The organism is uncultured Porticoccus sp., assembly GCF_963975625.1.
Lineage (GTDB): Bacteria > Pseudomonadota > Gammaproteobacteria > Pseudomonadales > Porticoccaceae > Porticoccus.
In genome coordinates this window covers 11,883-38,184 of the sequence record NZ_CAXBHS010000002.1, presented here as the reverse complement: position 1 = coordinate 38,184, position 26,302 = coordinate 11,883, and the positions used below count along the sequence as shown (strand labels likewise).

Annotated in this window: 23 protein-coding genes and 1 tRNA gene; 9 read left to right on the top strand and 15 right to left on the bottom strand. The window is 50.1% G+C overall.

Translation table 11 applies throughout. The features are described 5' to 3' along the window. Positions 1-101 precede the first annotated feature (101 nt). Complete coding sequence (trmH, locus tag AACZ64_RS02835) at positions 102-785, bottom strand: tRNA (guanosine(18)-2'-O)-methyltransferase TrmH (RefSeq protein WP_293615677.1); 684 nt, start codon at positions 783-785, stop codon at positions 102-104. 134 nt (positions 786-919) lie between these two features. On the opposite strand from trmH, the gene AACZ64_RS02830 reads away from it, so the two are divergent. The 4 genes from AACZ64_RS02830 to AACZ64_RS02815 all read left to right on the top strand — a co-directional run bounded on the left by AACZ64_RS02830 (position 920) and on the right by AACZ64_RS02815 (position 6,941). Next, complete coding sequence (locus tag AACZ64_RS02830; protein ID WP_293615676.1) at positions 920-1,837, top strand: hypothetical protein; 918 nt, start codon at positions 920-922, stop codon at positions 1,835-1,837. A gap of 289 nt (positions 1,838-2,126) precedes the next feature. Continuing rightward, the gene (locus AACZ64_RS02825) at positions 2,127-3,107 is read left to right on the top strand and encodes an ABC transporter ATP-binding protein (protein ID WP_293615675.1); all 981 of its coding nucleotides are present in this window, start codon (positions 2,127-2,129) and stop codon (positions 3,105-3,107) included. Further along, a complete protein-coding gene (locus AACZ64_RS02820; protein ID WP_293615674.1) occupies positions 3,097-5,979 on the top strand; it encodes a Gldg family protein in 2,883 nt (960 codons plus the stop codon). Before AACZ64_RS02825 ends, AACZ64_RS02820 begins: the two co-directional genes overlap by 11 nt. A gap of 14 nt (positions 5,980-5,993) precedes the next feature. Then, complete coding sequence (locus AACZ64_RS02815; RefSeq protein ID WP_293615673.1) at positions 5,994-6,941, top strand: DUF4340 domain-containing protein; 948 nt, start codon at positions 5,994-5,996, stop codon at positions 6,939-6,941. 142 nt (positions 6,942-7,083) lie between these two features. Here AACZ64_RS02815 and AACZ64_RS02810 read toward each other — a convergent pair whose 3' ends face one another. The 12 genes from AACZ64_RS02810 to AACZ64_RS02755 form a co-directional block, all read right to left on the bottom strand. Next, positions 7,084-7,878, bottom strand: coding sequence for a TatD family hydrolase (locus AACZ64_RS02810; RefSeq protein ID WP_293615672.1), 795 nt, complete (start codon positions 7,876-7,878; stop codon positions 7,084-7,086). A 25-nt stretch (positions 7,879-7,903) separates the two neighbouring features. Continuing rightward, the gene (locus tag AACZ64_RS02805; RefSeq protein ID WP_152556866.1) at positions 7,904-8,257 is read right to left on the bottom strand and encodes a PilZ domain-containing protein; all 354 of its coding nucleotides are present in this window, start codon (positions 8,255-8,257) and stop codon (positions 7,904-7,906) included. Between the two features lie 97 nt (positions 8,258-8,354). Next, a complete protein-coding gene (locus tag AACZ64_RS02800) occupies positions 8,355-9,305 on the bottom strand; it encodes a DNA polymerase III subunit delta' (RefSeq protein ID WP_339639711.1) in 951 nt (316 codons plus the stop codon). Next, on the bottom strand, positions 9,305-9,958 hold the full coding sequence (gene tmk, locus AACZ64_RS02795) for a dTMP kinase (RefSeq protein ID WP_339639670.1): 654 nt from the start codon (positions 9,956-9,958) through the stop codon (positions 9,305-9,307). The genes AACZ64_RS02800 and tmk overlap by 1 nt, the downstream gene beginning before the upstream one ends. A gap of 8 nt (positions 9,959-9,966) precedes the next feature. Beyond that, on the bottom strand, positions 9,967-10,998 hold the full coding sequence (gene mltG, locus AACZ64_RS02790) for an endolytic transglycosylase MltG (RefSeq protein WP_339639669.1): 1,032 nt from the start codon (positions 10,996-10,998) through the stop codon (positions 9,967-9,969). After that, positions 10,986-11,828 carry an aminodeoxychorismate lyase gene (gene pabC, locus AACZ64_RS02785; protein WP_339639668.1) on the bottom strand — a complete coding sequence of 281 codons (843 nt, stop codon included), beginning with the start codon at positions 11,826-11,828 and terminating at the stop codon, positions 10,986-10,988. The genes mltG and pabC overlap by 13 nt, the downstream gene beginning before the upstream one ends. Before the next feature lie 95 nt (positions 11,829-11,923). Further along, positions 11,924-12,160 (bottom strand): acyl carrier protein, encoded by a 237-nt coding sequence (acpP, locus tag AACZ64_RS02780; RefSeq protein ID WP_036860150.1) that lies wholly within the window; start codon positions 12,158-12,160, stop codon positions 11,924-11,926. Between the two features lie 174 nt (positions 12,161-12,334). Further along, complete coding sequence (gene fabG, locus AACZ64_RS02775) at positions 12,335-13,078, bottom strand: 3-oxoacyl-ACP reductase FabG (RefSeq protein ID WP_293615669.1); 744 nt, start codon at positions 13,076-13,078, stop codon at positions 12,335-12,337. 27 nt (positions 13,079-13,105) lie between these two features. Then, on the bottom strand, positions 13,106-14,041 hold the full coding sequence (gene fabD / locus AACZ64_RS02770; protein ID WP_293615668.1) for an ACP S-malonyltransferase: 936 nt from the start codon (positions 14,039-14,041) through the stop codon (positions 13,106-13,108). Positions 14,042-14,065: 24 nt separating this feature from the next. Beyond that, the gene (gene plsX / locus AACZ64_RS02765) at positions 14,066-15,082 is read right to left on the bottom strand and encodes a phosphate acyltransferase PlsX (RefSeq protein ID WP_293615667.1); all 1,017 of its coding nucleotides are present in this window, start codon (positions 15,080-15,082) and stop codon (positions 14,066-14,068) included. A 24-nt stretch (positions 15,083-15,106) separates the two neighbouring features. After that, positions 15,107-15,286, bottom strand: coding sequence for a 50S ribosomal protein L32 (gene rpmF, locus AACZ64_RS02760; RefSeq protein ID WP_036860147.1), 180 nt, complete (start codon positions 15,284-15,286; stop codon positions 15,107-15,109). 26 nt (positions 15,287-15,312) lie between these two features. After that, positions 15,313-15,825 (bottom strand): YceD family protein, encoded by a 513-nt coding sequence (locus AACZ64_RS02755; protein ID WP_293615666.1) that lies wholly within the window; start codon positions 15,823-15,825, stop codon positions 15,313-15,315. 147 nt (positions 15,826-15,972) lie between these two features. Here AACZ64_RS02755 and AACZ64_RS02750 point away from each other — a divergent pair, with 147 nt between their 5' ends. Then, complete coding sequence (locus AACZ64_RS02750; RefSeq protein WP_293615665.1) at positions 15,973-16,542, top strand: Maf family nucleotide pyrophosphatase; 570 nt, start codon at positions 15,973-15,975, stop codon at positions 16,540-16,542. A 14-nt stretch (positions 16,543-16,556) separates the two neighbouring features. On the opposite strand, the gene AACZ64_RS02745 is transcribed toward AACZ64_RS02750, so the two are convergent. After that, positions 16,557-17,219, bottom strand: coding sequence for an HAD-IIIA family hydrolase (locus AACZ64_RS02745; protein WP_293615664.1), 663 nt, complete (start codon positions 17,217-17,219; stop codon positions 16,557-16,559). A 6-nt stretch (positions 17,220-17,225) separates the two neighbouring features. Then, positions 17,226-18,173, bottom strand: coding sequence for a 23S rRNA pseudouridine(955/2504/2580) synthase RluC (gene rluC / locus AACZ64_RS02740; protein ID WP_293615663.1), 948 nt, complete (start codon positions 18,171-18,173; stop codon positions 17,226-17,228). A 676-nt stretch (positions 18,174-18,849) separates the two neighbouring features. Between rluC and rne the strand changes: the two genes are divergently transcribed. The 4 genes from rne (at position 18,850) to AACZ64_RS02720 (ending at position 26,284) form a co-directional block, all read left to right on the top strand. After that, on the top strand, positions 18,850-21,795 hold the full coding sequence (gene rne / locus AACZ64_RS02735) for a ribonuclease E (protein ID WP_293615662.1): 2,946 nt from the start codon (positions 18,850-18,852) through the stop codon (positions 21,793-21,795). A gap of 138 nt (positions 21,796-21,933) precedes the next feature. Beyond that, positions 21,934-22,024: transfer RNA gene (locus AACZ64_RS02730), tRNA-Ser, on the top strand. A gap of 65 nt (positions 22,025-22,089) precedes the next feature. Continuing rightward, complete coding sequence (locus AACZ64_RS02725) at positions 22,090-22,278, top strand: hypothetical protein (protein WP_293615661.1); 189 nt, start codon at positions 22,090-22,092, stop codon at positions 22,276-22,278. 730 nt (positions 22,279-23,008) lie between these two features. Beyond that, positions 23,009-26,284, top strand: a complete 3,276-nt coding sequence (locus AACZ64_RS02720) for an EAL domain-containing protein (protein ID WP_339639667.1) — start codon at positions 23,009-23,011, stop codon at positions 26,282-26,284. Positions 26,285-26,302 lie beyond the last annotated feature (18 nt).

Genomic DNA, 26,302 nt, shown 5'->3' with positions numbered 1-26,302 from the left:
AAATACAGTGAGTCGATTCTAGCGCTTTTTAATCATATTCAATGGCAAGTTTGTGACTTATTAGTACTGCAAGAAAAACTGGAAAGAGAGCGCACATCACACTAAGAGCGGTTTGCCAAAGCTGAAAATTGTTGGGGATTCACCAAGTGTCCCGTATCGTCCAATTCAGGATAGGCGAGATCCCGCGCCCGACAAAATCTGGCAATCACTGGTTGACACCATTCAAACAATAACTGTCGGTATTGTTCATCCGGCAGACGACACTCTCGGTAGAGCCCGGAAATAGCCCTCTGGCGCTGCGCCTCAGCAAGGATGATCGCACAGGCCACCGAGACATTATACGATTCAGACATGCCCATCATCGGCACCACCACACAACCGTCCACTATATCCAGTGCCGGCCCACTGACACCGCGCTTTTCTGCGCCTAAAACCAACGCGGTTGGCCTGGTGTAATCGACGTCACGATAATCCATGGCACCCCCCTCATCACAATGGGCGGCAAAGACCTGAAAGCCCTGCCGCTGGAGCTGCTCAATGGGTACGGTAATTTTCCGGTGAACCTCGGTTTTAACCCACTTCTGGGAACCCATTGCGGTCCCCGTGTGTGGCCGAAAATAGCCGGTATCATAAACAGCGTGCACCCGATGAATGCCAACGGCATCACAAGTACGAAGGATGGCAGAAAGGTTTTGTCCCTTGTGAACCTGATCAGTAATCACCGTCAGATCCGGTTGGCGATGGTTCAGCACCTGCTGAATTTTCTCAAAGCGTTGCGGCGTCATTATTTAACATGCCTGTTTGAGGAACGGATTGATAAGCCAACAAATTGTAACTGATGCTTGCAGGCAGATTGACTCATACGCAAAATAATTTCTACGCGGCACTTTTCAGCAACGGTTTAATTTAGGAGAACCCATTGAGCAATCTTTACGGGACAGCACTCTGGCAACAAGTAAAGACGGTTACGCAGTCGGCCCTCTCATCCGGGGCACTTAAATCGATTCCCACCCGCTGTATCGAGCAACAGGTTACACTTGGCCAACACACCCTCCACCTGCAAATCAGAGTTGTGGCCAACCTTGCCCGCAAATCAAAGGCGACTAAAGATGCGGCCTCCCAGACCAAAAAACCCGAGGACTTTGACCCTTTTTTACCCTACGAACCGGCGCTTTATGTGGGTGAACTGACAGAGCATTACCGCTGCCTGTTAAATAAGTTTAACGTGATGGACCATCACATACTGATGGTAACAACGGAATTCGCCCATCAGCGTGAACCACTCAATAGCGAAGACTTTCATGCAGCGTTGATTTGCCTGCAGGCCAAACAGGGATTGGTTTTTTTTAATGGCGGCCCCGAGGCCGGTTCAAGCATTACCCACAAACACCTGCAGATGATTCCCTTTCCCAAGATCAAAAATGAGGCCGACAACAACTACCCCTTCGAGCCGTTGTTCAAACACCTGCCCTTGGCTGCAGAAGACAGCAAGCAGTCAACACTGCCATTTCCCCACAGAGTTGCAAGAACAGCATATCCCGTTGGCAACGAGTCCGATGAAATCAGACGCTGCGCCGAGCTCAACTGCCGCAATTATCATAGGATTCTCAGTGAGCTTGAGATGCACGATCTGGCTGCCAGCCTGGCACCGGCACACAATCTGCTGATGACCCGAGAACACATCTGGGTTGTTCCACGAAGCCAAAGCAGCTTTAACAACCTGGCGATAAATGCGCTGGGGTTTGCCGGCACCATCCTGGTCAAAGATGACCAGCAACTCACACAGCTGAATCAGATTGGCTGTCTCGAATTATTGAAAAATGTGACGCCGGATTGACCAATTTCATCATCGTTTCCGGGAACTTTTTCTGCTTTATCCCATCTGTAAATTTCGAGTGCTTGAATTTTTCACCCAAGCCCCAATCATGAGCAGCTGAAAGCCTGAACAGCCCGACTGGAGCCCAAAGAGCCCAACCGAAAGAATAGGAAATCCGGAAGTGATGTTTATATTCTGCGATAAAACCCTACCTCGCCCGTCAATATTGGCTCGCCCCCCTCCCCCCGAGGAAAACCGCCCCATTGCCCCCGTTATAAAACAATAAAATTACGTCAGCGTAGGAGGACACATGCTGGAAGTTACCCGGTTAACCCGCTTCTATGGCGATTTTAAAGCTGTGGATGAGGTGAATTTCAAAATCGATCACGGTGAAATCGTCGGCCTGCTCGGCCACAACGGTGCCGGAAAAACCACCATCATGAAAATGCTCAGTGGTTATCTGGAACCCAATAACGGTAGCATCACGATTGATAATATTGATTTGCAGGTTGATCCCAAAAAAGCACAGCTTGAGATCGGTTACCTTCCGGAAAACCTCCCCATCTATCCCGAAATGACCGTAGCCGATTACCTGGATTATGTCGGTGATATGAAAGGCCTTGCAGAGGAAGATAAAGTTCAGGAAATAAGACGCGTTATTCGGGAAACCGCACTGGTCGACAAGCTGCTTTCTCCCATAGCCACGCTCTCAAGGGGTTATAAGCAGCGCGTTGGCGTCGCGCAGGCAATTCTCGGCAAGCCAAGAATACTGATTCTGGACGAGCCGACCAACGGGCTTGATCCAACGCAAACCGAGCAGATGAGAATACTCATTAAAACACTTGCCAGCAAAGCGACCGTCATTCTCTCTACGCACATAATGCAGGAAGTGGACGCCATTTGTGATCGGGCATTGATTATTCGACATGGCCGACTGGCCGTCGATGCAGGGCTAGAGGAATTGCGCAGGAGCAACACATTGCTCCTGGTAGCATCCGCCGGCATAACAGCCGTGAATTCAGCATTGTCTTCATTGCAAGACGAGCTTGCTATTGAGCCACTGCCCGACCATACGGCTCAAGCCAACCAATCGCCTTTCCACTACCGCCTGCGTGTTGAGGGTGACGCCAATCCACAAAAACTGATCCCTGAAATAACCCGGCTGCTGGTGCAAGCGGACATCGATATCTATGGCATCAGCCAGGAAAAACGCGATCTTGAAACCCTTTTCAGGGAGGTCAATACCGCCCCGGTGCAGACACCAGCAGAGGAGACAAAAGATGCAGCCTGAAAAAAGACATCTGCCCCTGATTCGCCGCATTGCCGCCAAAGAAATAGCCATTTTCTTTGCTTCACCAACTGCATACCTGTTCCTCGCCGCTTTCGCGGGTATCAGTCTGTTTATTTTTTTCTGGGGCGAATCGTTCTTCTCCAGAAATATTACGGATGTCCGCCCACTTTTTGAATGGATGCCCGTATTACTGATTTTCCTGACAAGCACCCTGACAATGCGACTATGGAGTGAAGAACGGCGCACAGGCACCCTGGAACATGTGCTGACGCAACCACTCCCCCTGTGGCATTTTGTTCTGGGTAAATTCCTCGGCTGCCTGCTGTTATTGGCCATAGCATTGCTGATGACACTGCCACTTCCCTTCACCGTTGCACAGCTGGGCGAGCTCGACTGGGGGCCGGTCTGGGCAGGCTATATCGCCGCCCTGTTACTGGGCGCAGCCTATCTGTCCATTGGTTTGTTTGTATCAGCCCGAAGCGACAACCAGATTATCAGTCTGATCTGTTCTGTCGGCGTCTGTGGTTTATTTTATCTGGTGGGCACGGCCACCATTACAGATTTATTTGGCAATACAACTGGGGAATGGCTGAGAATGCTCGGGACAGGCTCTCGATTTGACTCAATTACCCGAGGGGTCATCGATATCCGGGACCTCTACTACTACTTCAGTATCATCATTGTATTTCTGACATTAAACACTTTTTTTCTCGAAAAAGAGCGCTGGGCAAACCTCAAACGCACACCTCGGCATCAGAACTGGCGTGTGATCACCGGATTACTGTTGGCCAATGCGGTGCTGGCCAATCTCTGGCTTGGGCAAGTGAACCTGCTGCGCATTGATACTACCGAGGGTGATATTTATTCCATCTCTGATGCCACCCGGCAGTACCTGGATCAGGTAGAGGAACCACTGTTAATTCGCGGGTATTTCAGCAGTAAAACTCACCCGTTGCTGGCACCTCTGGTACCCCGCATGAAAGACCTGATTCGGGAATACGAAATTGCGGGCAAAGGCAAAGTTCGCGTGGAGTTCCTCGACCCGGTTACCAACCCGGAACTGGAGGAAGAAGCAAACACCAAATACAGCATTCGGGCGACACCACTGCAGGTAGCCGACCGTTATCAGTCTGCCATCGTGAACTCCTATTTTAATATCCTGGTGCAATACGGCGACGAATTTGAAGTACTGGGTTTTCAGGATTTGATTGAAGTGAAATCACAGGGAGACAACAGCCTTGAGGTGCAACTTCGCAATCCTGAATATGATCTCACCCGCAGTTTAAAGAAAGTACTCAACAGTTATCGCAGCGGTGGCAATCTGTTCGATATGGTGGACGGCACACTCGTGCTGAACACGTATATTTCAGAAGACCAACAACTGCCGGGGGAGCTTGTCGAGTATAAAAAAGCCATCGCTGACGTCATTGATACGCTACAGCAGCAGGCTGGCGATCAACTAGTCGTCAACCATATGGCCCCCAATGCAGACGATGCTCAGGTGGTACAGGCGCTGGCTAGCAAATATGGCTTCAAGCCGATGTCCAGAAGCCTATTCAGCGATGAGCGTTTTTATTTTTATCTGACTCTGGAACAGGGCGACCAGATAAGGCAAATTCCTTTTGAGGAGCCAACCAGGGCAAGTTTCGAGCGCAACCTGAAAGCCAGCATCAAGCGCTTCGCCTCCGGCATCACTAAAAATGTAGCGCTGGTAACTCCAAAGGTGGATGAGAAAACGGAACAATACGGGATATCTACTCCCCGCTTTGTCCAGTTGGAGGAAACCCTGGGCGCCGAACTCAATGTTACCCAGGAAGACCTGAGTGACGGCAGCATATCGGCAGATGCAGATATTCTGGTGATCGCAGCACCAAACAATTTGAAAGACAAAGAACTCTTTGCCATCGATCAGTTTCTGATGAAAGGCGGCACCGTCGTCGCTTCAGCCTCGCCGTTTACTACTACCCTGACACAACAGGGGCTTGGCGTGGCAAAGCTTCAGGGTGCCTTTCAGGACTGGCTGAGCCATCACGGTTTCAACATTGAAGACAAGCTGGTTCTGGATACTCAAAATGCTTCCTTCCCGATGCCCATGATCCGTAATGTGCGCGGCCATAGGGTTCAGGAAATCCGAGTCATTGACTACCCCTATTTTATCGACGCTCGGGGGGAAGGATTAAACGAGGGAAATCCAATTTCGGCCAACGTCCCACAGGTCACAGTAGCCTGGGCCTCACCGATCACCATCGACGCTGAAAAGCAGACCGATCGGGAGATTACGGAATTGATTCGCAGCTCGGAGAGTTCCTGGATATCCGACAGCATGGACATCATGCCCGAAATTGACGAAAACGGTTTCGCAGCGTTTCCACTACCGAAAGAGGAGAAATCCTATTTACTCGGTGTTATCAGTGAAGGTCGTTTCACCTCTTACTTTGCGGGGAAAGACTCACCACTAATGGCAGAGGATGATGCGTCAAGCGACACAGAAACCAGGACATCCCTTGCAGGATTTTCCAGTGTGACCGAACACTCACCATCCTCAGCGAGAATCATCCTGTATAGCTCAAATGATTTCCTGCGCGATCAAACCATGACTATGGCGAACTCCGCAGCGGGCAGCGAATACCTGAATCCGATGCAGTTGATGGCAAATACGGTGGACTGGGCGCTGGAAGACGCCAGCATGCTCAGTATTCGAGCAAGAGGTCAGTTCAACAGAACACTGCCACCGATGGATCATGATACCCAGATTTTCTGGGAGTATCTGAACTATGCGCTGGCTATTTTGGCATTGGCGATCATTGCACTGATTCAGCGGAAACAGCAGCGTTCCCGTCAACAGCATTATCTCGATGTGTTAGCCAAATAAAGGAGCTTCAGACGATGAATACAAAAACCGCGTTGAGCGGCCTTTTGGCCATCCAGCTGATCGTAATCGCAGGTCTGTGGTGGTATGCCCAGAATCAATCAAACAGCAACCTGCCCCAGGCTCTGCTGGATATCCACTGGGAGAATGTCGATAAGGTCACGATTAGCTCTGAAACCGGCACTGTCTCACTGGGCCTGGGCCAGAGCAAGAATAGTGGCGAGTGGCAATTACTGGGAGATGGGCTGCTCGCCCAGAGCGACAAAGTGAATGCTTTACTGGAGAAGTTTGAACAACTTAAAGTGACATGGCCGGTTGCCACAAACCAGACCAGCCACTCCCGTTTCGAAGTGGATCAAGAAAATGCCCAACGTCGAATAGCCATCCACAGCGGAGAAAACCTGCTCAGTGAAATTCTGATCGGCTCATCGCCGGGACTCAAACAACTACACATAAGAAAGGCCGGGAGTAACCAGGTTTATGTGGTAGAACTGGAACTGGCCGATATACCCCCAAAAACCACTGACTGGTTGGACAGGTCTCTGTTGGCGGCTAACAACGTTGACCGTATTGAGGGAGCTGACTTTGTCTTGGTGAAAAGTGGCGAAAGCTGGCAGTTATCCCACAAAAGCCCATCCGTTCTGAAAAATCAAGCCAATCCCGTGACCAAAAATCAACAGGAAATTGAGAATTTGCTCAGCAACCTGAAAAACCTCCGTGTGACGGGTTTGGTGAAGGACAAGCCTGATCTCGCCGAGGGTCATGCCGTAAAGCTGGATGTCACATCTGGTGATAACAAATGGCGCTATACGTTCCACGAAAATAATGGACAACACTTCGTGCAGCGCAACGATAGAGATACCTTGTTTACTTTTGCAAAAAGTGACTACGAAGAGATCGCCCAATCCAGTCAGTTGATAGTTGCTTCACAGGAAGAACAAAAGGTCGAAGACAAAGAAGAGTGACGAGCAATTCCGAGAACAGCCCCACCCTGACCTACTTTCCTCCCGGAGCATCGATGCTTGGGAGGAAAGTAGTCAGCTGTGCATTAAAGTGATTATCGCAGAAAGCCAAGCAGGCAGTTTTTGCCATAGGGAAGCTGGACGATCACGAATGCCTGAACAATTGTCCACTGAGAAAAAGTGCGGAGAAGTTAGCGGTCGTCGTTTCGGCAACCTGCTGATAAGAAATACCTTTTATATCGGCGACCATCTGCGCCACTTCTATCACATGGCCGGGCAGGTTTTGCTTGCCTCGATAAGGTACCGGCGCCAGCCAGGGCGCATCCGTTTCCACCAACAACCTATCGAGCGGCACTTTCTTGACCACCTCTCTTAAGGCAGCGGCATTGCGAAAGGTAATAATTCCGGAAAAGGAAATATAAAAATTCATCGCTATGGCGGCTTCAGCCATCGCCCAGGTCTCGGTAAAGCAGTGTAAAACCCCGCCGACATCCTGATTCACATGTGCTCGCAAAATAGCCAGCGTTTGTTGCTGAGCCTGTCGTGTGTGCACAACCACGGGTTTGTTCAGTTGATCTGCCACCTTCAAATGGCGAATGAAACTTTCTTCCTGCCACGCCGCTGAGTCCGGGCTGTGATAGTTATCCAGGCCAGTTTCTCCCACTGCCACGACGGCTGGATGGCTGGCAATTCGGATCAAGTCATCGACTTCAGGCAATGCAGGCAACGTTTCCTGGAGCGGATGAACGCCCACAGAAACCAGAACATCCCGATTGGAATCCGCCAGCTCAATCAGTCTTGCCGAACTGTTCAGGTCGACACCGACGCCAAGAAAGGCACCGACGCCCCGCTGACGGGCATCGTCAAGTATTGAGGAAAGAGAACTGTGATTGTCGTCCAGATTGAGATGATCCAGATGACAGTGTGAATCCACCAGCACTGTCTAACGCCTGTTGATTGTGAAATTACATGGTATTGGTGGGCTTGCCCGCTTCCATCAAACCTGCCAGATAGGTTTCAAATTTACCCTGAATGTCACCGTGTTTTTCATTCAACTGGATACCGACACCCTCGCGACGGTTACCGCCCATGCCTTTGGGGGTAATCCAGATGACCTTTCCGGTCAGGGGTAAACGATCCGGTTCTTCCATAAGATCCAACAAGATGAACACCTCATCACCAAGATTGTAATTTTTTCGTGTAGCAATAAATAAACCGCCATTGATAACAAACGGCATGTAAGCAGCATATAGCGCCTGCTCGTCTTTGATCGAAAGGTTCAAAATACCATTTCGAACGCTACCACTAAACGCTTCCATATCCATAATCAACCCGAAAAATTTAACAGAAGTCTACTATACAAACGTTGGGGACAGCCAACCTGACTGCCTCTTTAAACAAGCATACGCCCTGAGCTTACCCTGCCCGTCTGGACGGAGCCAGTGATAATAGATGCTGCCAATCCAGCATCAGCTCCTCCCACAATAATGATTTATTGGGATTGCCCCCCGTCTGAAGCCGTCCTTTTATCTGTATAAGTCGATCCAGATAGCGGTAGGCACCAGGGTGCATTTCTTTCGTCTTCAATTCCAGGGCCAGCCGACTGTATAACCAGTCGATCGCCATCAATGTGTCGAGAGACTGGCATTTCTGGGCTGAGACAATAGCACTCAACTGTCCAGAAGCCAGCTCATCGAGCATTTTATCGAAGGAGCGTCTTATCTCCAGCAGATCTGTCTGAAGAAATTCCAGCGCCAGCAAGGGTCGGCCTTCGGCATACCGCAGTAGCTCAGCCTCATTGCTATCGCAATCCGCTATCTTCGATGACAACCAGACATGAACTTCAGCCGGGGCCGGAACGGGAAAAACAACTTTCTGGCAGCGGCTCCGCACGGTCGCCGATAACCTTGAGAGCTGATGACAGACCAGTATCAACAGCGTTTTCCTGGACGGCTCCTCAAGTGTTTTCAACAGGGCATTAGCCGCGTTAATATTCATCGTATCTGCAGGGGAAATGATCACAATCTTCCATCCACTCTGCTGTGCCGTCTTTTCAGTGAACTCACTCAACTGACGAATGCGGTCAATCCGGATGGCCTTACCCTCTTCCTCCGGTACTATCCGCAAAACATCCGGATGATTTTGCGAAGTAAACAACGAACATTGTTTACAGACACCACATGCCACCTGCCCTTGTTGATTGTCACAAAGAAGCTTTTGCGCCAGGGCGTAGCCAAATTGTTCTTTACCGAGATGTCGAGGCCCACAAAGAACCAGAGCATGCGGCAACTTTTCCTGGCTAATCAGCCTGTTGAGCTGCGTCCACTGATTTTGTTGCCAGGGATAAGGCTCCGTTACCGGCAACATCACGCGCTACTTTCCAAAAACTGCTTGAGATGTATGGCCAGAGAGCGCTGCACATCGGCAAGCGGCAGCGACGCGTCAACAATCCGATATCGATGCCGCTCTTCACTGGCACGTTGCAGATAACAATCGCGAACCGCGTTGAAAAAAAACAGTTCTTCCTGTTCGAAACGATCTGGCTCACCACGCTCCCTTGCCCGAGCCAGGCCCTGTTTGACTGCAATGTCCAACAACAATGTCATATCTGGACGCAACCCTCCCTGTACCAGGCTTTCCAGCTGCGCAATTTTTGCTCTGTCTATCCCGCGCCCGCCTCCCTGATAGGCATAGGTGGCATCGGTAAAACGATCACAGAGAACCCACTGGCCGCGGCGCAAGGCCGGCATAATCACTTCTGCTATATGTTGAGCGCGGGCAGCAAACATCAGCAACAATTCGGTATTCTCTGCCACCGGCTCCGCTCTAGGTTTCACCAGTAACGCTCGAATCTCTTCAGCCAGAGGGGTCCCTCCCGGCTCCCGAGTGGCAATATAGGGGATATTGTGACGCTCAAGCCATTCACCGATAAAGGCCATATTGGTGCTTTTACCAACACCTTCCCCACCTTCCACAGTGATAAACTTGGCACTTTCAGGCTTCATCTCGTTGATATTCATTATGCTCACTAGCGGGGCGTTGAGCGGTAATCGGAGCGCCGCTGCAACTGAAATTGTCGGACGGCTTCCAAGTGTTCTTCATAACTGGCGGAAAAGTAGTGACTGCCATCGCCCTTTGCCACAAAAAACAGGCTGTCCCCCTCTTGCGGATTTAACACAGCATGAATCGCGCCGCGTCCCGGCATCGCAATTGGCGTGGGTGGCAGTCCATCGATAATATACGTGTTATAGGGCGTCGCTTTTTGCAAATGCCGGCGCTTGATATACCCCTGATAGTCATCCCCCAATCCATAAATGATGGTGGGATCTGTCTGCAACTTCATACCACGCTTAAGTCGTCGCACAAAAACACCAGCTATCTCACCCCGCTCACTGGTTACTCCCGTCTCTTTTTCCACAATCGATGCCAGAATTAAGGCCTCATAGGGCGAGTTAAAGGGTAGGTCCGACGTCCGTTGTTGCCATTCCTCAGCCAATACAGCCTGCATGCGCTGATGGGCCTGTGACAAAATATCACGATCACTGTCGCCATAACTATAGCTGTATGTATCGGGGAAAAACCAACCCTCGGGGTGTTCAATCTCCAGCGACAGGGTTTCGATGACCTCATCACCGCTCAACCCCGTCAACAATTTAACCAATCCCGGTTGCTGATTCAGCAAATGCAGCCATTCAGCAAAACGCAAACCCTCGGGAAAGGTAATCTGATGCTGGACAACCCGGCCTTCCGTCAACATGTCGAGCAGTTCTCTGGGGGTATCACCCGGCTGCAGCTTGTATTCTCCAGCCTTGATTGTGCTTTGCCCAGTCATTCTACTCCAGACAACCAGTACGTCAGGCCACTTCAAGAGGCCCTTTTCTGCCAGACTGCGAGATAACAAGGTCAGCGAGGAACCCGAAGGAACAGTGAAAACAAATTCGTCCTCACCCACCTGCATCGGAGTATCCAGGTGCCAGTTGATAACCAGGAAAACAGCGATGGCAACGAGCATCAACGCGCACATCGCAAGCAGAAAGTAACGATGCATCAGCCGTAACACGGTAAAACTTCCTTGAGACGCTGTTGAATGGATTTGACATGCTCACCCAACGGCCAATGATACCGCTCAGCCAGTGAAACCACGGGCCATATACCAACGACCGAGTTGCATAGGAATACCTCTTCGGAAGAAACCAGCTTTTCCAGTGTTATTCGTGATTCTGTCACTGGAACAGGCAATCCCGGTAGAAGTACCGACATCAGGTATTCACGCATCACCCCGGCAACACCGCAGTCCGCAAGGATCGGCGTAAACCATTGGTCATCACGAAAACAAAAAAGATTACTGCTCACCCCCTCAACCACAAGCCCCTGCTGATCGAGCAACAGCCCCTCAGGGTACTCATCTCCCCACTCGGCTCTGGCCAACACCTGTTCGAGTCGGTTGAGGTGTTTCATTCCGGCCAGCGAAGGTGAAATCGCCAATTTTTGATTGCATAAAAAAAGGGGGGTTCCGGTGGAAGACCAGTCACAGCTGTACTTGGGAAACGGAAACCACTGAAACAGATAGTTGGGAGAAACCGACGCCGGTGGCCGATAACCTGCCCCACCAACCCCTGCCGTCAGGACAACTTTAACAATACCCTCATCGGGACAACGCGCTAACAGAGCATCCCGATATTCCAGCAGCATTCTCTCGTCACAGGGTATCCCCAGGCGGCTGGCACCTGCAGCCAACCGCTTACAATGTAATGGCCAAAGAGGAATAGTGCCACCGGACAGCCTTGTTGTTTCAAACAGACCGTGTCCGTAGTAAAGACCACGATCAAACGCATTGACGCAGTTGGTGTCTTCACCATTTATCTGGGTGATGGGAGAGTGGTTATTCATGGGTGCAAATTAAAACAGATAAACGTGCAAAAGACAGGTACAAAAAAACCGCTCAGTGAGAGCGGTTTTTTAGCAATCAAGATTAGTAAATTTTATTAACCGAGATTTGCGTTGATGTAATCAATCGCATTCTGAACTGTAGCAATTTTTTCAGCTTCTTCATCGGGAATTTCAGTATCAAACTCTTCCTCGAGAGCCATGATCAGCTCAACGGTATCCAGGGAGTCAGCGCCCAGATCTTCAACAAAGGAAGACTCAGGTTTTACATCTGCTTCTTTAACACCCAACTGCTCTGCGACCATTTTCGCGACACGTTCTTCGATGCTGCTCATGATATTTATTCTCTCCTTTAAATCTTATAGGCTAGTCTGTTGCTTGGCGTGTAGATTTACCCAACAACAAGAAATCTGTAATTAACGGCACATCTGGCGCGCATTTTACCTGTAAAACCCCCAGTGTGTAACCGCTTTCAGGAAAATCCTATTTTTATTTTATATTTCAAAAGGTTAAGACATGTACATGCCACCGTTTACGTGTATATTCTCGCCGGTAATGTAGTTGCCGCCATCACTAACCAAGAAATTCACGACTGCTGCAATCTCTTCAGCTGAACCCAGACGATTCAGCGGTACCTGCGACAATATTGCCTGCTTGCTGGCTTCGGGCAATTCCTTTGTCATGTCAGTATCAATAAAACCCGGGGAGACGGCATTTACTGTAATGTTGCGGGGCCCAAGCTCCTTAGCCAGGGAGCGAGTAAAACCGCCAACACCCGCTTTGGTAGCACAGTAGTTGGTTTGTCCAGCATTACCCATGGAACCGACCACAGAACTGATATTGACAATCCTGCCCCAACGGGCCTTGCTCATGCCACGGAGACAGGCCTTGGATAAGCGATAGAGTGAGTTGAGATTCGTGTCAATCACATCAAACCACTCCTCATCCTTCATCCGCATCAGAAGGTTGTCTTTGGTGATACCCGCATTGTTAACCAAAATCAACGGCGCACCATAGGATTCGATTATAGCTGTCAGCACTCCGTCGACCGACTCTTGACTGGCGACATCAAGCACCATGCCAACTCCCCTGATGTTTTTTTCGCGAAATCTGGCAGAAATCTGCTCTGCTCCAGATGCGGAAGTCGCCGTACCTACAACAATGGCACCTTGCGCACCCAAGCCATCGGCAATTGCCGCACCAATCCCCCGGGTAGCACCGGTAACCAGAGCCACTTTATCTATAACACTCATCACTACTCCTTTACTACTGGCAGGCAGTTACAACCCTGCCAGTGATTTGGTCAAATTATCACTGTCTTCTGTGGCATATGTCGTCAATGAGGGGGCGATACGCTTACACAAGCCCCCCAATACCTTGCCGGCACCACACTCCACCACGGTATCAATGCCTGAAGAAACCAGAGTATTGACGCATTCCACCCACTGTACCGGCTTAAAAATCTGCTCAATCATCAAGTGCTTGATACGATCCGGATCAGACTCGGTTTTTGCATTGACATTGTGAACTATTAGTACTTCCGGTGCGGAAAACTGGGTGGCCAGGATTTCGGTGGCCAGACGATCCGCAGCGGGCCTCATCAAACCAGTATGGAATGGAGCACTCACGGGCAGCGGCATGGCACGTTTGGCGCCAGCCAGCTTGCAATTTTCAATCGCGCGCTCAACGGCCGCCGAATTCCCCGCTATAACCACTTGGCCGGGGGAGTTGAAGTTGACTGCAGACACCTCTTGTCCCTCACAGGCCTTCGCACAGATTTCAGTGATCAAGTCGTCGTCCAGACCCAGTATGGCAGCCATAGCCCCTTCGCCTCTGGGTACAGCCTCCTGCATGTAGGCACCACGATTACGCACCAGGCGCACGGCATCTTCAAAGGCCACAACACCAGAGGAAACCAGGGCAGACCATTCGCCCAGGCTGTGGCCCGCCATCAGAGCCGGACGGGCGCCTCCTTCTTGCTGCCATATTCGCCAGACTGCGACACTGGCGGTCAAGAGCAAGGGTTGGGTGCGCTCTGTCAGCGTAATATCTTCCTGGCTACCCTTTTGCACCATATCCCAGAGATCATAATGGAGCACATCCGAAGCTTCAGCAAAAGTATCCTGTACCATTGCGTACTTCTCTGACAACTCAGAGAGCATGCCAATTTTCTGGGACCCCTGGCCCGGAAAGACAAATGCCAGATTATTTTTCATTGATTACCTCTGTATTACCACAGCTTATTGATTATTCTCGGACAGTCGCTTTTCAACCAATGTTGGCAGATCCCGCTCTGCTTCATGTAACGCCACCTCTACTGCTCTGGCAAAACCCCATTGATCAGCACTACCGTGGCTTTTAATAACAACACCCTGCAACCCAAGAAAACTGGCGCCATTATATCGTGCCGGGTCAACACGTTTAAGTAACCGTCCGAGGGCGGGTTTCAGAAACAAGGCACCCAACCGGGCCAATACAGTTTCACTCATGGCATCTTTGATCTGCTTTTGAAGCAGTTTTGCCACACCCTCGCCAGCTTTCAAAGCAATATTGCCACTGAAACCATCACAAACCACGATGTCGGCTTCTCCGTTAAAGAGTGCGTCGGCCTCAACAAATCCGATGTAATGAATATCGGGATTAGTTTTGAATAAAGCTGCGGCATCGAGGATTTCCTGTTTCCCTTTAAGTGATTCAACACCGATATTCAGCAACCCCACTGCCGGGTTGGTATTGCCATCTACCTCCGCAACCACCAAAGAGGCGATCAGCCCAAACTGGTACAGCTGCTCTGCGGTGCACTCTAAATTAGCGCCCATATCCAGCAAATAGGTAAATCCACGAGCAGTTGGAATTCTGGCTCCGATCGCTGGGCGATTGATACCGGGCAAGGCCCCCAACTGAAACAATGACATGGCCATGAGCGCACCAGTATTGCCCGCACTAACGCAGGCCGCCGCCTGTTTATTTGCAACATGCTCAATAGCAAGCCACATGGACGAATCCCTTTTATTGCGGAGGGCAAATGACGGCTTGTCATCCATAGAGACAAACTGAGGGCAATGACGGACTTTAAGACGTTCAGGAAAATGATCACCAGCAAGGCGGAGTTGTTGCTGGATCTGTTGTTCATCGCCAAAGAGAACAACCCGTAAATTGGGCTGCTGGCGAAGAATATCAAGGGTCGCAGGGACGGTTACGCGAGGACCGAAGTCCCCGCCCATGGCGTCAATGGCAAGACAGTATGAGCCAGCCAAAAATAACAAATCTAATCCAGCGGATCAGTCTTCAGCAGAAGAAACCACTTTCTTGCCGCGGTAGAAGCCGTCAGCAGTAACCTGATGCCGAAGGTGCTTTTCACCACTAACGGGATCGGTAGACAGGGTGGGGCCCGTCAGAGCATCGTGAGCACGACGCATACCGCGTTTGGATCGGGTTTTACGACTTTTTTGAACGGCCATTTTCTTTCTCCTGAAAATACTACTTGTTAATTATTGGAGCCACTGTTCTTCAGTTGTTCCAAAATACCAAAAGGGTTTTTAGCGGGTTCTTCAGCGGTAGGCTCTTCCGTAGAGTAACCGGCCACATCATTGCATTGATCCTTGGAGTGGTAGGATACAAACGGCAATGTTAAAAGCAATTCGTCCTCAAGCACTTCAGCCACATCTGCGGCTTCACTGTCGACAAGCCATGGATCCAGGTCTTTAGGTAACGACACGGCCTCTTCTTCTGACCAGACTATACCCAATCTGAACTCTGCAGACAGCACTACCGGCATCGCCTCCAGGCATCGCTGGCAAGGAATCAATACAGAGGTTGAAACGGAGCCCGTCAGTACCCTGCGACCCTGTTCAGCTGTATCAAACCTCAGTTCGACGTCAATGGGTTCGATAATATCAATGACTGCCTCTGTCAACCTGTCACAGAAAGCCTGATCCAGCTCGCCGGAAATCGCCACACCCTGATGTGCAAGACGGCGGGGCTCTAATATCCGCGGCAAGAAGCTTCTCATGGGGGGCATTGACATAGGCGCGCCATAATAGTGATATGACCTTGATCTGTCAAAGAAAAACTGGGTCCAATATCACTGGTTTTTAGTCCTGATTTTCCCCCTCTAGGACAATAAAAGATCATTTGGAGTTTTATCATGAAAAACCTCGTACTGGCCTCTTCCTCACCCTATCGGCGAGAGCTGTTGCAGCGCTTGCGTATACCATTTGAAATCATTTCGCCCGACATTGACGAACAGCCTCAACCAGCAGAATCCCCTGAAGCGCTGGTCAAACGCCTGTCGCTGGAAAAGGCCATGGCAATCTCCCATCGTTTTGATAACCACCTGATCATTGGTTCAGATCAGGTCGCAGTTAACGAAGGAAAACTGCTGACAAAACCGGGCAATTTTGACAGCGCCTTTAAGCAGCTTCGCTCAGAGTCCGGCAAAAAGGTTCATTTCCTGACTGGCTTGGCATTGCTGGATAGCGCTACCCAACAAAGTCAGGTAGACATGGTGATAACGGAGGTTGTCTTTCGCCGGTTAAGTGACACTGAAATTACTGAATACCTTGTAAATGATACCCCGTATAACTGTGCCGGCAGCTTCCGCAGTGAAGGACTGGGCATCACGCTGTTTGATGCTGTCTACAGCAGTGACCCCACCGCCCTGATTGGATTACCTCTGATCAGCCTGAATCGAATGCTAATGAACATCTTAACTTAATATTTATAAAATAATTATAACTTACTGTTTTTTATATTTTTTATAATCACTTCAACATCTGAAAATTTATCCAGACACGCCAGCGGCCGATACTGACTCAATCGCCTCGAATCATGAGCGCCGTAGCTTACCCCGATACTCGACATTCCGGCATTGGCAGCCATCGCCAAGTCATATTCTGTGTCGCCAATCATAATTGACTCCTCGGGAGAACACGCAAACTCTTTCATCAATTCAATCAGCATCAAAGGGTGAGGCTTTCCTGCCGTTTCATCGGCGCAACGGGTGCCGTCAAAAAACTGGTCCAGCTGGCGGGCCTGCAAGACCCTGTCCAGACCACGACGACTTTTACCGGTCGCAACAGCAAGCAGATAGCCCTGGTGCTTAAGACGCCACAGGGTTTCAGAAACCCCACTAAAAAAAGGTGATGGTTCACGATCTGCTTCGACAAAATGCCGGGAATAGCTGTCGCGCATGAGGTCAATCTGCTCACGCGCCATGCCGGGAAACAGGGTGGTCAATGCATCTACCATTCCCAGCCCCACTATATTGCGGGCATCCGGATCGGAGGGAGGAGGCAAACCGGCCGACTCCGCCGCACAACGAAGACAATAAACAATACGGGAAAGCGAATCACAGAGTGTGCCGTCCCAGTCAAAGATCAAAAGTTTGGGCACCGACAGTTACTCCAGGTTAGCTAACAAGGCCGCCAGCTCACCGGGCAATGGCGATCGAATTTCAACAAGCTGACCATCGGGCAAACTGACTTCCAGCCGCCCCGCATGCAGAAACATACGCCTCAGGCCCTTCTCTCGCATTTGGCGATTACACTCAACATCAGCATACTTTTCGTCCCCCGCCAGCGGGCAACCTGCGAACTGGCAATGGACACGAATTTGATGGGTACGCCCTGTTTCCAGAGCCACTTCGAGCAAAGTCGCGCCTCGGTAGCGATGCAAAACCTGAAAATGTGTGACTGACGCCTTGCCCTCCGGGTCCACCTTGACAATCCGTTCGCCCGACTTCAGCTCATTTTTACGTAGTGGCGCGTTAATCCGCTTCATCCCTTTCGGCCAATTGCCGCAGCACAGCGCCTGATAAACCTTGACTACACGACCGGCACGCATTTCCTCCTGAAGGTGACGCAGCATGGATCGCTTCTTGGCGATCATCAGGCAACCGGATGTCTCCCGATCCAGACGATGAACCAGTTCCAGAAACGGTGCAGACGGCCGAGCGGCACGCAACGACTCTATCAGGCCGAGACTGACACCACTGCCACCATGAACCGCCAGGCCAGCTGGCTTATTGACCACCAGGAACGCGGCATCTTCATAGACAATATTCTGCTCAAGTAACTGCTGCAACTTTGGACTGGGACCCGCTGGCACATCACGCCCCGCTACCCGAACAGGTGGAATTCGCACCACATCACCGACCTGCAGGCGGTATTCTGCCTTGACCCGGGAACTATTCACGCGCACTTCACCTTTGCGAAGGATTCTGTAGACTCGCGATTTCGGCACACCTTTCAACCGACCCAGCAAAAAATTATCTATTCGCTGACCGTCATGGTTCTCGTCAATTTTAACGAAGTGGACCCCTAAAGAGCCATTTTGTATCTCAGTCATAGGGTGAGCCTGGAAAAAGGAGATGAATTCTAGCAGTTAGCCCCGACAGGAGCACCCATGAAGAAGAAAAAATCACTGATAATCATGCAATTAACCCAATTTACACAGGACTGCAAATTGAAGAGAAAGACAATTGCTGATATATTAACCCCACGTTGAATCGGGCCCGAAATTAGTTCGGCAAAGACGACTGCTCTCACCCAGTCAATATGGACAGAGCAGCCCCACTCAACGCGGCGAAAGCCCTTTTGATTTATTACGCCAGTTGTCCCGTAAACCAGCGAGGACAGCTGCCACAGAAAACCGCGCTGAATGCGCAGAGGTTACCACAGGATTTTTTGAACGATATATCGTTCACCAGGCATTGCCAGCCAGACATGTGCTATTTTCGCCTGCCAGTTGCCGGTTACATTAGCAAACTTTACCGCTCGGCTTTTGCCTCTTCGAACGAATAAGTGGCACCATAGCAATCAAGTTGAACACTCGATGGGAATACCGGACAGAATCAGTGATTGATAAAACTAAAGTGTTTAAAAACAAAGGGTTATGACCTTATTTCTATCGCCTTCCTCCGTGTAGGTGGTATACACTGCTTTGCTATTTATCCAGTTATATTGCTCATTTTACAGTGGTGCTTCTGCTGCTCTTGTAAGGCGCAAGACAGTAGGATTCTTCAATGAAACGCATGCTTATCAACGCTTCCCAGCCAGAAGAGCTTCGGGTAGCACTGGTCGACGGACAACGTCTCTATGACCTCGACCTGGAAAACCGTACCAGAGAACAACGTAAAGCAAATATCTACAAAGGCAGAATAACCCGGGTTGAACCCAGCCTTGAGGCTGCCTTCGTGGATTATGGCGCAGAACGCCACGGCTTTCTTCCCCTGAAAGAAATCTCACGTGAATACTTTTCCAGAAAATCATCAGACGCCGATGGTCGCATCAAGATTCAGGATGTTATCAAGGAAGGCACTGAAGTCGTCATCCAGGTTGAAAAGGAAGAGCGCGGCAATAAAGGGGCGGCATTAACCACGTTTATCAGCCTCGCAGGTCGATATATGGTCCTTATGCCGAACAACCCCAGAGCTGGTGGGATTTCGCGACGCATAGAAGGGGAAGAACGCTCAGAACTGAAATCCGCGATGCGAGACTTGCAAATTCCAAGCGGGGTAGGCGTTATTGTCCGCACAGCTGGAATCGGGCGTTCAGCAGAGGAATTGCAATGGGATCTTGACTATCTGCTGCAACTTTGGGACACCATTCAGGTCGAGGCCAGCAACTGCAAGGCTCCTCACTTTCTGTTTCAGGAAAGCAACGTCATTATTCGTGCCGTTCGCGACTATTTGCGACAGGATATCGGCGAAGTTATCGTGGATAATCGGGAAGCCTATGAGCTGGCTTCGGCATTTATCAAGCAGGTTATGCCCAACTTTCAGAGCCGGGTGAAATACTACGAAGATCCACTGCCCCTATTCAATCGTTACCAAATTGAAAACCAGATAGAAACTGCCTTTGAGCGAGAAGTAAAGCTACCCTCCGGCGGCTCTATTGTGATTGATATCACCGAGGCACTGGTATCCATTGATATCAACTCCTCCAGAGCAACGCGCGGCAGTGATATTGAGGAAACCGCGCTCCGCACCAACCTTGAAGCCGCCGATGAGATTACGCGTCAACTGCGACTTCGCGACATTGGCGGCCTGGTGGTTATTGACTTTATCGACATGGGGTCTACCAAAAACCAGCGCGACGTAGAAAATCGTATGCGCGACGCCCTTGAACTGGACCGTGCAAGGGTTCAAGTGGGTAAAATTTCCCGTTTTGGCTTGCTTGAAATGTCCCGTCAACGGTTGCGGCCATCATTGGAAGAGACTACCTCGAAGGTCTGCCCACGCTGCCTTGGTCAGGGAACAATCCGGGGTACCCGCTCACTTGCCCTGTCCATTCTTCGCCTTGTTGAAGAAGAGGCCCAAAAAGAGTTCAGTGCTGAAATCCGGGCAATAACCCCAGTCTCAGTGGCGACCTTTCTGCTCAATGAAAAGCGTAAAGAGATTTTTGAGATTGAGAAACGCCACGGCTCGAAAATCATTATCCTTCCCAACGAGAAGCTTGAAACACCACATTTCGAAGTGCAGCGTATTCGGGAACAGGACGGTCTTGCCAGCGAGTATAGTTACCGCCTTACCGATACATTATCCGAGGATTTTGCCGCTCCGGAGAATGACCATGTCCAACCTGTCCCCCCGGCTTTACAGCCGGCGGTCAAAACGCCAACGCCCTCTCAACCGGCGCCAGTACCTCTAGAAAAAATCACAAAAATTGTCGAAAAAACTGGCAAACCCGGACTCTTGCGCCGCCTGCTCAACCTGCTCTTCGGTAAAGCTGAAAAGCCGGTTGAACACGACAAAAAACCGGGTTCAAAAGAACGCGATAAACACGATGGCCGCTCTCAGGGACGCAACCGTCGCTCTGATGCTCGCCGCAACAACCGCAATCGCAACAAACCTGGCGGCCAAAAGGCCGATCAGCGCGACAACAGCAATACGCCAGAGGGTGGAGAAAGGAAACCCCGGCAGCCACGGCAGAACCGCAAACCTCAGCAGGAAAAACAACCTGAGGCGGATACCGTAAAGACTGATCGGGAAGAAGAGACCTCAAACAGCACCCGACCACCCCGCCGGGAGGGCGATAAACGGCGCTCTCCTCGCCAACGCCGTCAACGCCAGGAAGTTCCAGCGGAACTACTTGCAGCTGTTGAGGCTCCTGTCGCTGAAACACTGCAAACGGAACCATTGACCGACCAGACAAAAACCGTGACTGACACGGAAAAAAGCCCATTGTCCAGCGATACTGACAAACCATCCAGGCAGTCAGATAAAGATTTGGCCGAGCCAACGATGGCTAATGACACAGCATTGGTGTCGGATCAGGCAGAAACTAACAACCAGGGGCCATTAAATCTATCAGTGGATTCTGACAACGCTGCGAATCACAAAAATGCTGAAATGCCCACGTCAGAAGTCACCACTGAGGTCGACGAACAGGCAGATGAGACGTTGGACATTGAAGCAATAGACAAACCTGGTCAGCCTGCTGAGACAAACACAGAGGAAGAGAAAGACGGGGAGGCAGAACAGGCCAGAAAAAATACCGAGACTCCCGATGTCAACGAGCCCCTAGCAAAAGCAGAGCCATCCTCCTCTGCTGCCCACATGGGAGCCGCCACCAGTGAAGAACCCCTCACCCCCTCGCACAATGCTGTTATTCCTGACACCGTAGATGAGGCTGTTTCTGACACCACGGAGGAATCTGCACTTGAACCCACGGAGGAATCTGCACCTGAGCTCATTGACGATGCTCAGAAGCAACCGACTCGGGCCAGCAATGACCCGAGAATTGCCCCTCGCCCCGTAGAAAAAATAGATATTGCTACTGACACACGCACCAAGCCACTTCCGCAGCCACTGGACACATCGCAGCCTTCCCCCGTCACTGTTGAGCCGGTTAATATTCCCCGGGCGATCAATGATCCTCGAACAAAAAACAGGGTTAAGGAAGCCGGATCCTCAGAAACGACAGCCATTGAAAAAGCAGTGGGGGCATCGAAAACTGAAACTGTTTAAAAGTGATGGAATAGCTGTCGACGAGTGCAGTTTGGCCTTGTCTGCGGTTGAATCCGCTGTATAATCTGCCGCTATTTTGTGGCCTGGGTCAAGTTGACTTTGTTGCTTCCCGGGCACCAAGCCACAAGAACAATCACAGGAGGGATGGCTGAGCGGTTGAAAGCACCGGTCTTGAAAACCGGCGTAGGTTAATAGCCTACCCAGGGTTCGAATCCCTGTCCCTCCGCCAATTTTATAATGCCCTTGTCTGCAGGGGCTTTTTTTTGAAACATTAATAAACAAAAGGTTATGGTGATGGAAAGACCCGATATCAATCGCGGCGACTGGATTATTCTCAAACTATCTGAAGAAACAGAAGGTGTTGAAGCGCTCGTCTATAAAGTCCGTGAAGACGGTTCGCTCTTTGTTGGCTACCACCAAGGCAGCTTCAAGACGATGAAAGCCAGCGCAATTTGGGCTGAGACATACTGGCAGGTTGTGTAAGATAGAGAATCGCTTCTTTTGAGCTGAAAACTTCTCGTGACCGGTCAATCCAGTTCATCGCCCTTCTCTCCGCCCACTGTTCGTATTCCTCCACCTCCCCTGCAATCCCCGAGTCAGAGATCATGGATCTCTGTTTCCGGGTCAACTTCTGCTATTGTCTAACAAGATTCGACCACTTTTAATAATCTGTGATACACAGAAATTATACTGGCTGCCAGAAAAATGAACTCTACCATCTACTTGTACCTGGTAATTTTCACTGCCTGTATATTTGTCGCCAGCTGCACAACTTCATCCACTGACGCCAGCGTCAGCTCAACACAACCGGGAGAGTGGCATGGCCTTTTTATCGATGATTTGGCAGAGAAACTGCCAACACCGGACTCTGTGACGGAGCTGCCGGGAGGCGGGAAAATCTATCGTTGGACCCGAACAGAGACAGTTGAAATTGCTTCCTACTCTAATTACAAACGGTCTGTACAGGCAACCTGTATTTTTCAGGTAACAACTGCAGCAGATACCACTGTCAAAAGTGTCGTTAATCGTGGTCACGAGCAAGTCTGCCAATATTTTATCGATAGATTGTAAGCCCAGGCTCTAAAAGCCGACTGGCGTAATTTGGCTTATTAAGTCCGCCCTGCGCCATCATGATTGTCATGTTTTCCAAACGATGGTTATATGGAGACTGATCGACTTTCTGGGTCATGTAAAAGGAATACAGTCTCCAGCCATGAACATCAACCCACCGCGCAAATTTTACAACCAATGCTTGCCATGGCTACTGTCGGGACTCACTCTTCTGATTGGCGGCACTGCCACTTTGGCTTACTGGCACCACTTTGAAAAACAACAACACCAAGCTGTCAATCTGAATTTCCAGGCAGAGTCTGAGCGGCTGGCAGCCACTATTTCGCAACAACTCAACAGCTATCAGGTGGTGATGCGCGGTGTACAGGGATTTTTCCAAAGTTCTGAACAAATCACCTACCCTGAATTTTTGCGCTACATTGATTCGCTGGATATTACCAAGGATTTGAGGGGGGTTCAGGGCATAGGCTTTGCTGTCCTAGTGACACGGAAGAACCTGGTGACACACCTCGCAACCGTACGCAGAGAGCTTCCAATAAATTACCAAATAACGCCTCCTGCCGGAAATCGAGACGAATTGGCCCCCATTATCTATATTGAACCATTGGAGGGTGACAACCTTGCCGCCCTCGGGTTTGATATTCTAAGCAATCCATTAGCTCGTGAAGCAGCCGAAATGGCCAGAGACACGGGTACTATCGTTATCACCAGTCCGTTGAAACTGGCTCAGGATCAGTCAAAGCAGGATGTTCCAGGCTTCGTTATGTACCTGCCGGTGTACAAGCATGATCATAAACTGGCAACTCCTGAGGAACGTCGAGCAGCCCTACTGGGTTGGGTAGATGTGCCATTTCGGGTACAAGATCTGCTAACGGGCCTTGAACATCAGATGAATCCGGATATCGACATTGAAATCCACGACTTCTCGGCCCGCAATAGCCAGACCCTGCTCTTTCATAGTGATGCCATTCCCCATCAGCAGCGAACAGTATTGGGCGAATGGCAGTATCAGCAGGAAATTAATATCGGCCACAGAAAATGGACATTGTTACTGAGCAGTACACCGGCATTTCGAGAAAGGGCCATATTTTCCACTCATCCATGGGTGATCACCACGACCGGTGTCACACTCAGCCTCGTATTGGCACTGTTGGTTCTGACACTCAGCCAAAGCCGAAATCAGAATCAACGTCGAGCTTTACGTCTTGGCCATCTCTATCACGCACTGAGCCAGATCAATCAGGCCATTGTCAGAATGGATTCTGAGGATGAGCTATTTCCTCTTGTATGCCAGATGGCAGTCGAGTTTGGTGGGATGAAAATGGCCTGGATCGGCCTGTTGGATGAAAATACCGCGGATATCATCCCCCTTACCAGCTACGGTAGTGAGGTCGATTACACTGATACCCTTCGCGCCTCGATTTGCAAGGATGTGCCGGAGGGGCATGGCCCCACTGGCACGGCCATGCGCGAAAATCACCCTGTTGTCATTAATCACTATCTAACTGATTCAGGTACCAGGCCCTGGCATGAACGGGCCAGACAGTTTGGCTGGAAATCAGCAGCCGCTTTTCCCATACAACGACAGGGCAAGCCCTTTGCTGTGCTTAACGTCTATCACGGCAAACCTGCAGCCTTTGATGAAGATGCCATCAACTTACTCATGGAAATGAGCAGTGATATCAGTTTTGCATTGGATAATTTTGACCGGGAAAGTCAAAGAACGGCCATGGAGACAGCCCTCGCTAAAAACGAGGCTACCATGAAAACCATAATGGAAAATATTGGCGCCTGCATCTATCTCAAGGATACCAAGGGGCACTATACCTTCGTGAATCAACAGATACTTGAGTTATGGAACGTTGAAAAATCAGGGGTCATCGGATTTGGAGATGATAGATTTTTTGACCCACACACAGTAAAGCGTATACAGGCAAATGATAGAAGGGTCTTTGAGCACGGGGAAATCATACAATGCGAAGAGACCGATACCGTTAAAACCAGTGGTGTGACCCGAATATTCTGGTCAATCAAGCTCCCCTTGCGGGATATCAACGGCCAGATCTATGCCCTGTGTGGCATATCAACAGATGTTACCGAACACCGTATAAAAGAGGAGAAAATACGCTATCTAAGTAATTACGACGCATTGACTGGCCTGCCAAACCGCACACTGCTGAATGAGAAAGCTCGTGTGGCTCTGGCAGCGGCAAAAGCGTCCGGCACGCAGGTATCGCTGCTTTTTATTGATCTCGATCGTTTCAGTATCATCAATGATTCCCTCGGCCACAGTGTTGGCGATGAGGTTCTGAAGCAATTTTCCCAGCGACTTACCGCAGAGTTGAATCTGAGTGCGACTCTCAGTAGAGCAGGAGGCGATGAGTTCTGTTTGCTATTGCCGGGTGTCGATACCAGTCAGGTCAAGAGAATTGCTCAAGAGTTACTGGATATCATTACCTACCCAGTGGATATCAAAGAACGTCGTCTTACCCTTACCGCCAGTATAGGTATTGCCTTTTTTCCTGATCACGGCAGTAATATTGAACGACTAATCCAATCCGCTGATGCCGCACTTGCCCAGGCTAAACAAAAAGGCTGCAATAACTATCAGATATTCAACGAAGTCATGCGTAGTGACGCCGACGAAACACTATTGATTGAAAATGAGTTACGGGAAGCCATTGGCAAACAACAGCTGGCTGTCCACTATCAACCACAGGTTGATATGCAATCCGGCAAAATCTTTGGTGTCGAAGCTTTGGTCAGATGGGAGCACCCTGAGATGGGCATGATCTATCCCGGTCGCTTTATCCCCATAGCAGAGGAAAGTGGTCTGATTGTTGATATCGGTAACTGGGTATTGGAAACCGCCGTCAGGCAACAGGCAACCTGGTTATCTGAAGGGCTAACGCTCACGTCAGTTGCGGTCAACCTTTCAGCAGTACAAATCTACAAGGATAACTTCTCTCAAACGGTAGATAACATACTTGAGAAATATCAATTGCCTCACGCAATGTTAGAGCTCGAATTAACGGAGCGCATCGCAATGGAGCACTCAAGCAGGACCTTGATCACCCTGCATCAGTTACAGGCCCTGGGCATCACGCTTTCTATTGATGACTTCGGCACGGGTTATTCATCACTCAGCTACCTGAAAAGCTATCCGGTAAAAAAACTCAAAATTGATAAATCGTTTGTCGACGGACTGGGCAACAACGCAGAGGATCAGGCCATTGTGGTAGCCATTATCGGCATCGCAAAAGGCTTGGGCTTTAAAACCGTGGCAGAGGGAGTGGAGACAACAGAACAGTGGCAATTTCTGAAGGATCACGGCTGCGATGAATATCAGGGCTACTTTTTCAGTAAACCCGTAGCAGCCGAACTTATTCCCGCATTGCTCACATCCACTTTAAAATAAATGGTTATCAAGGATGTG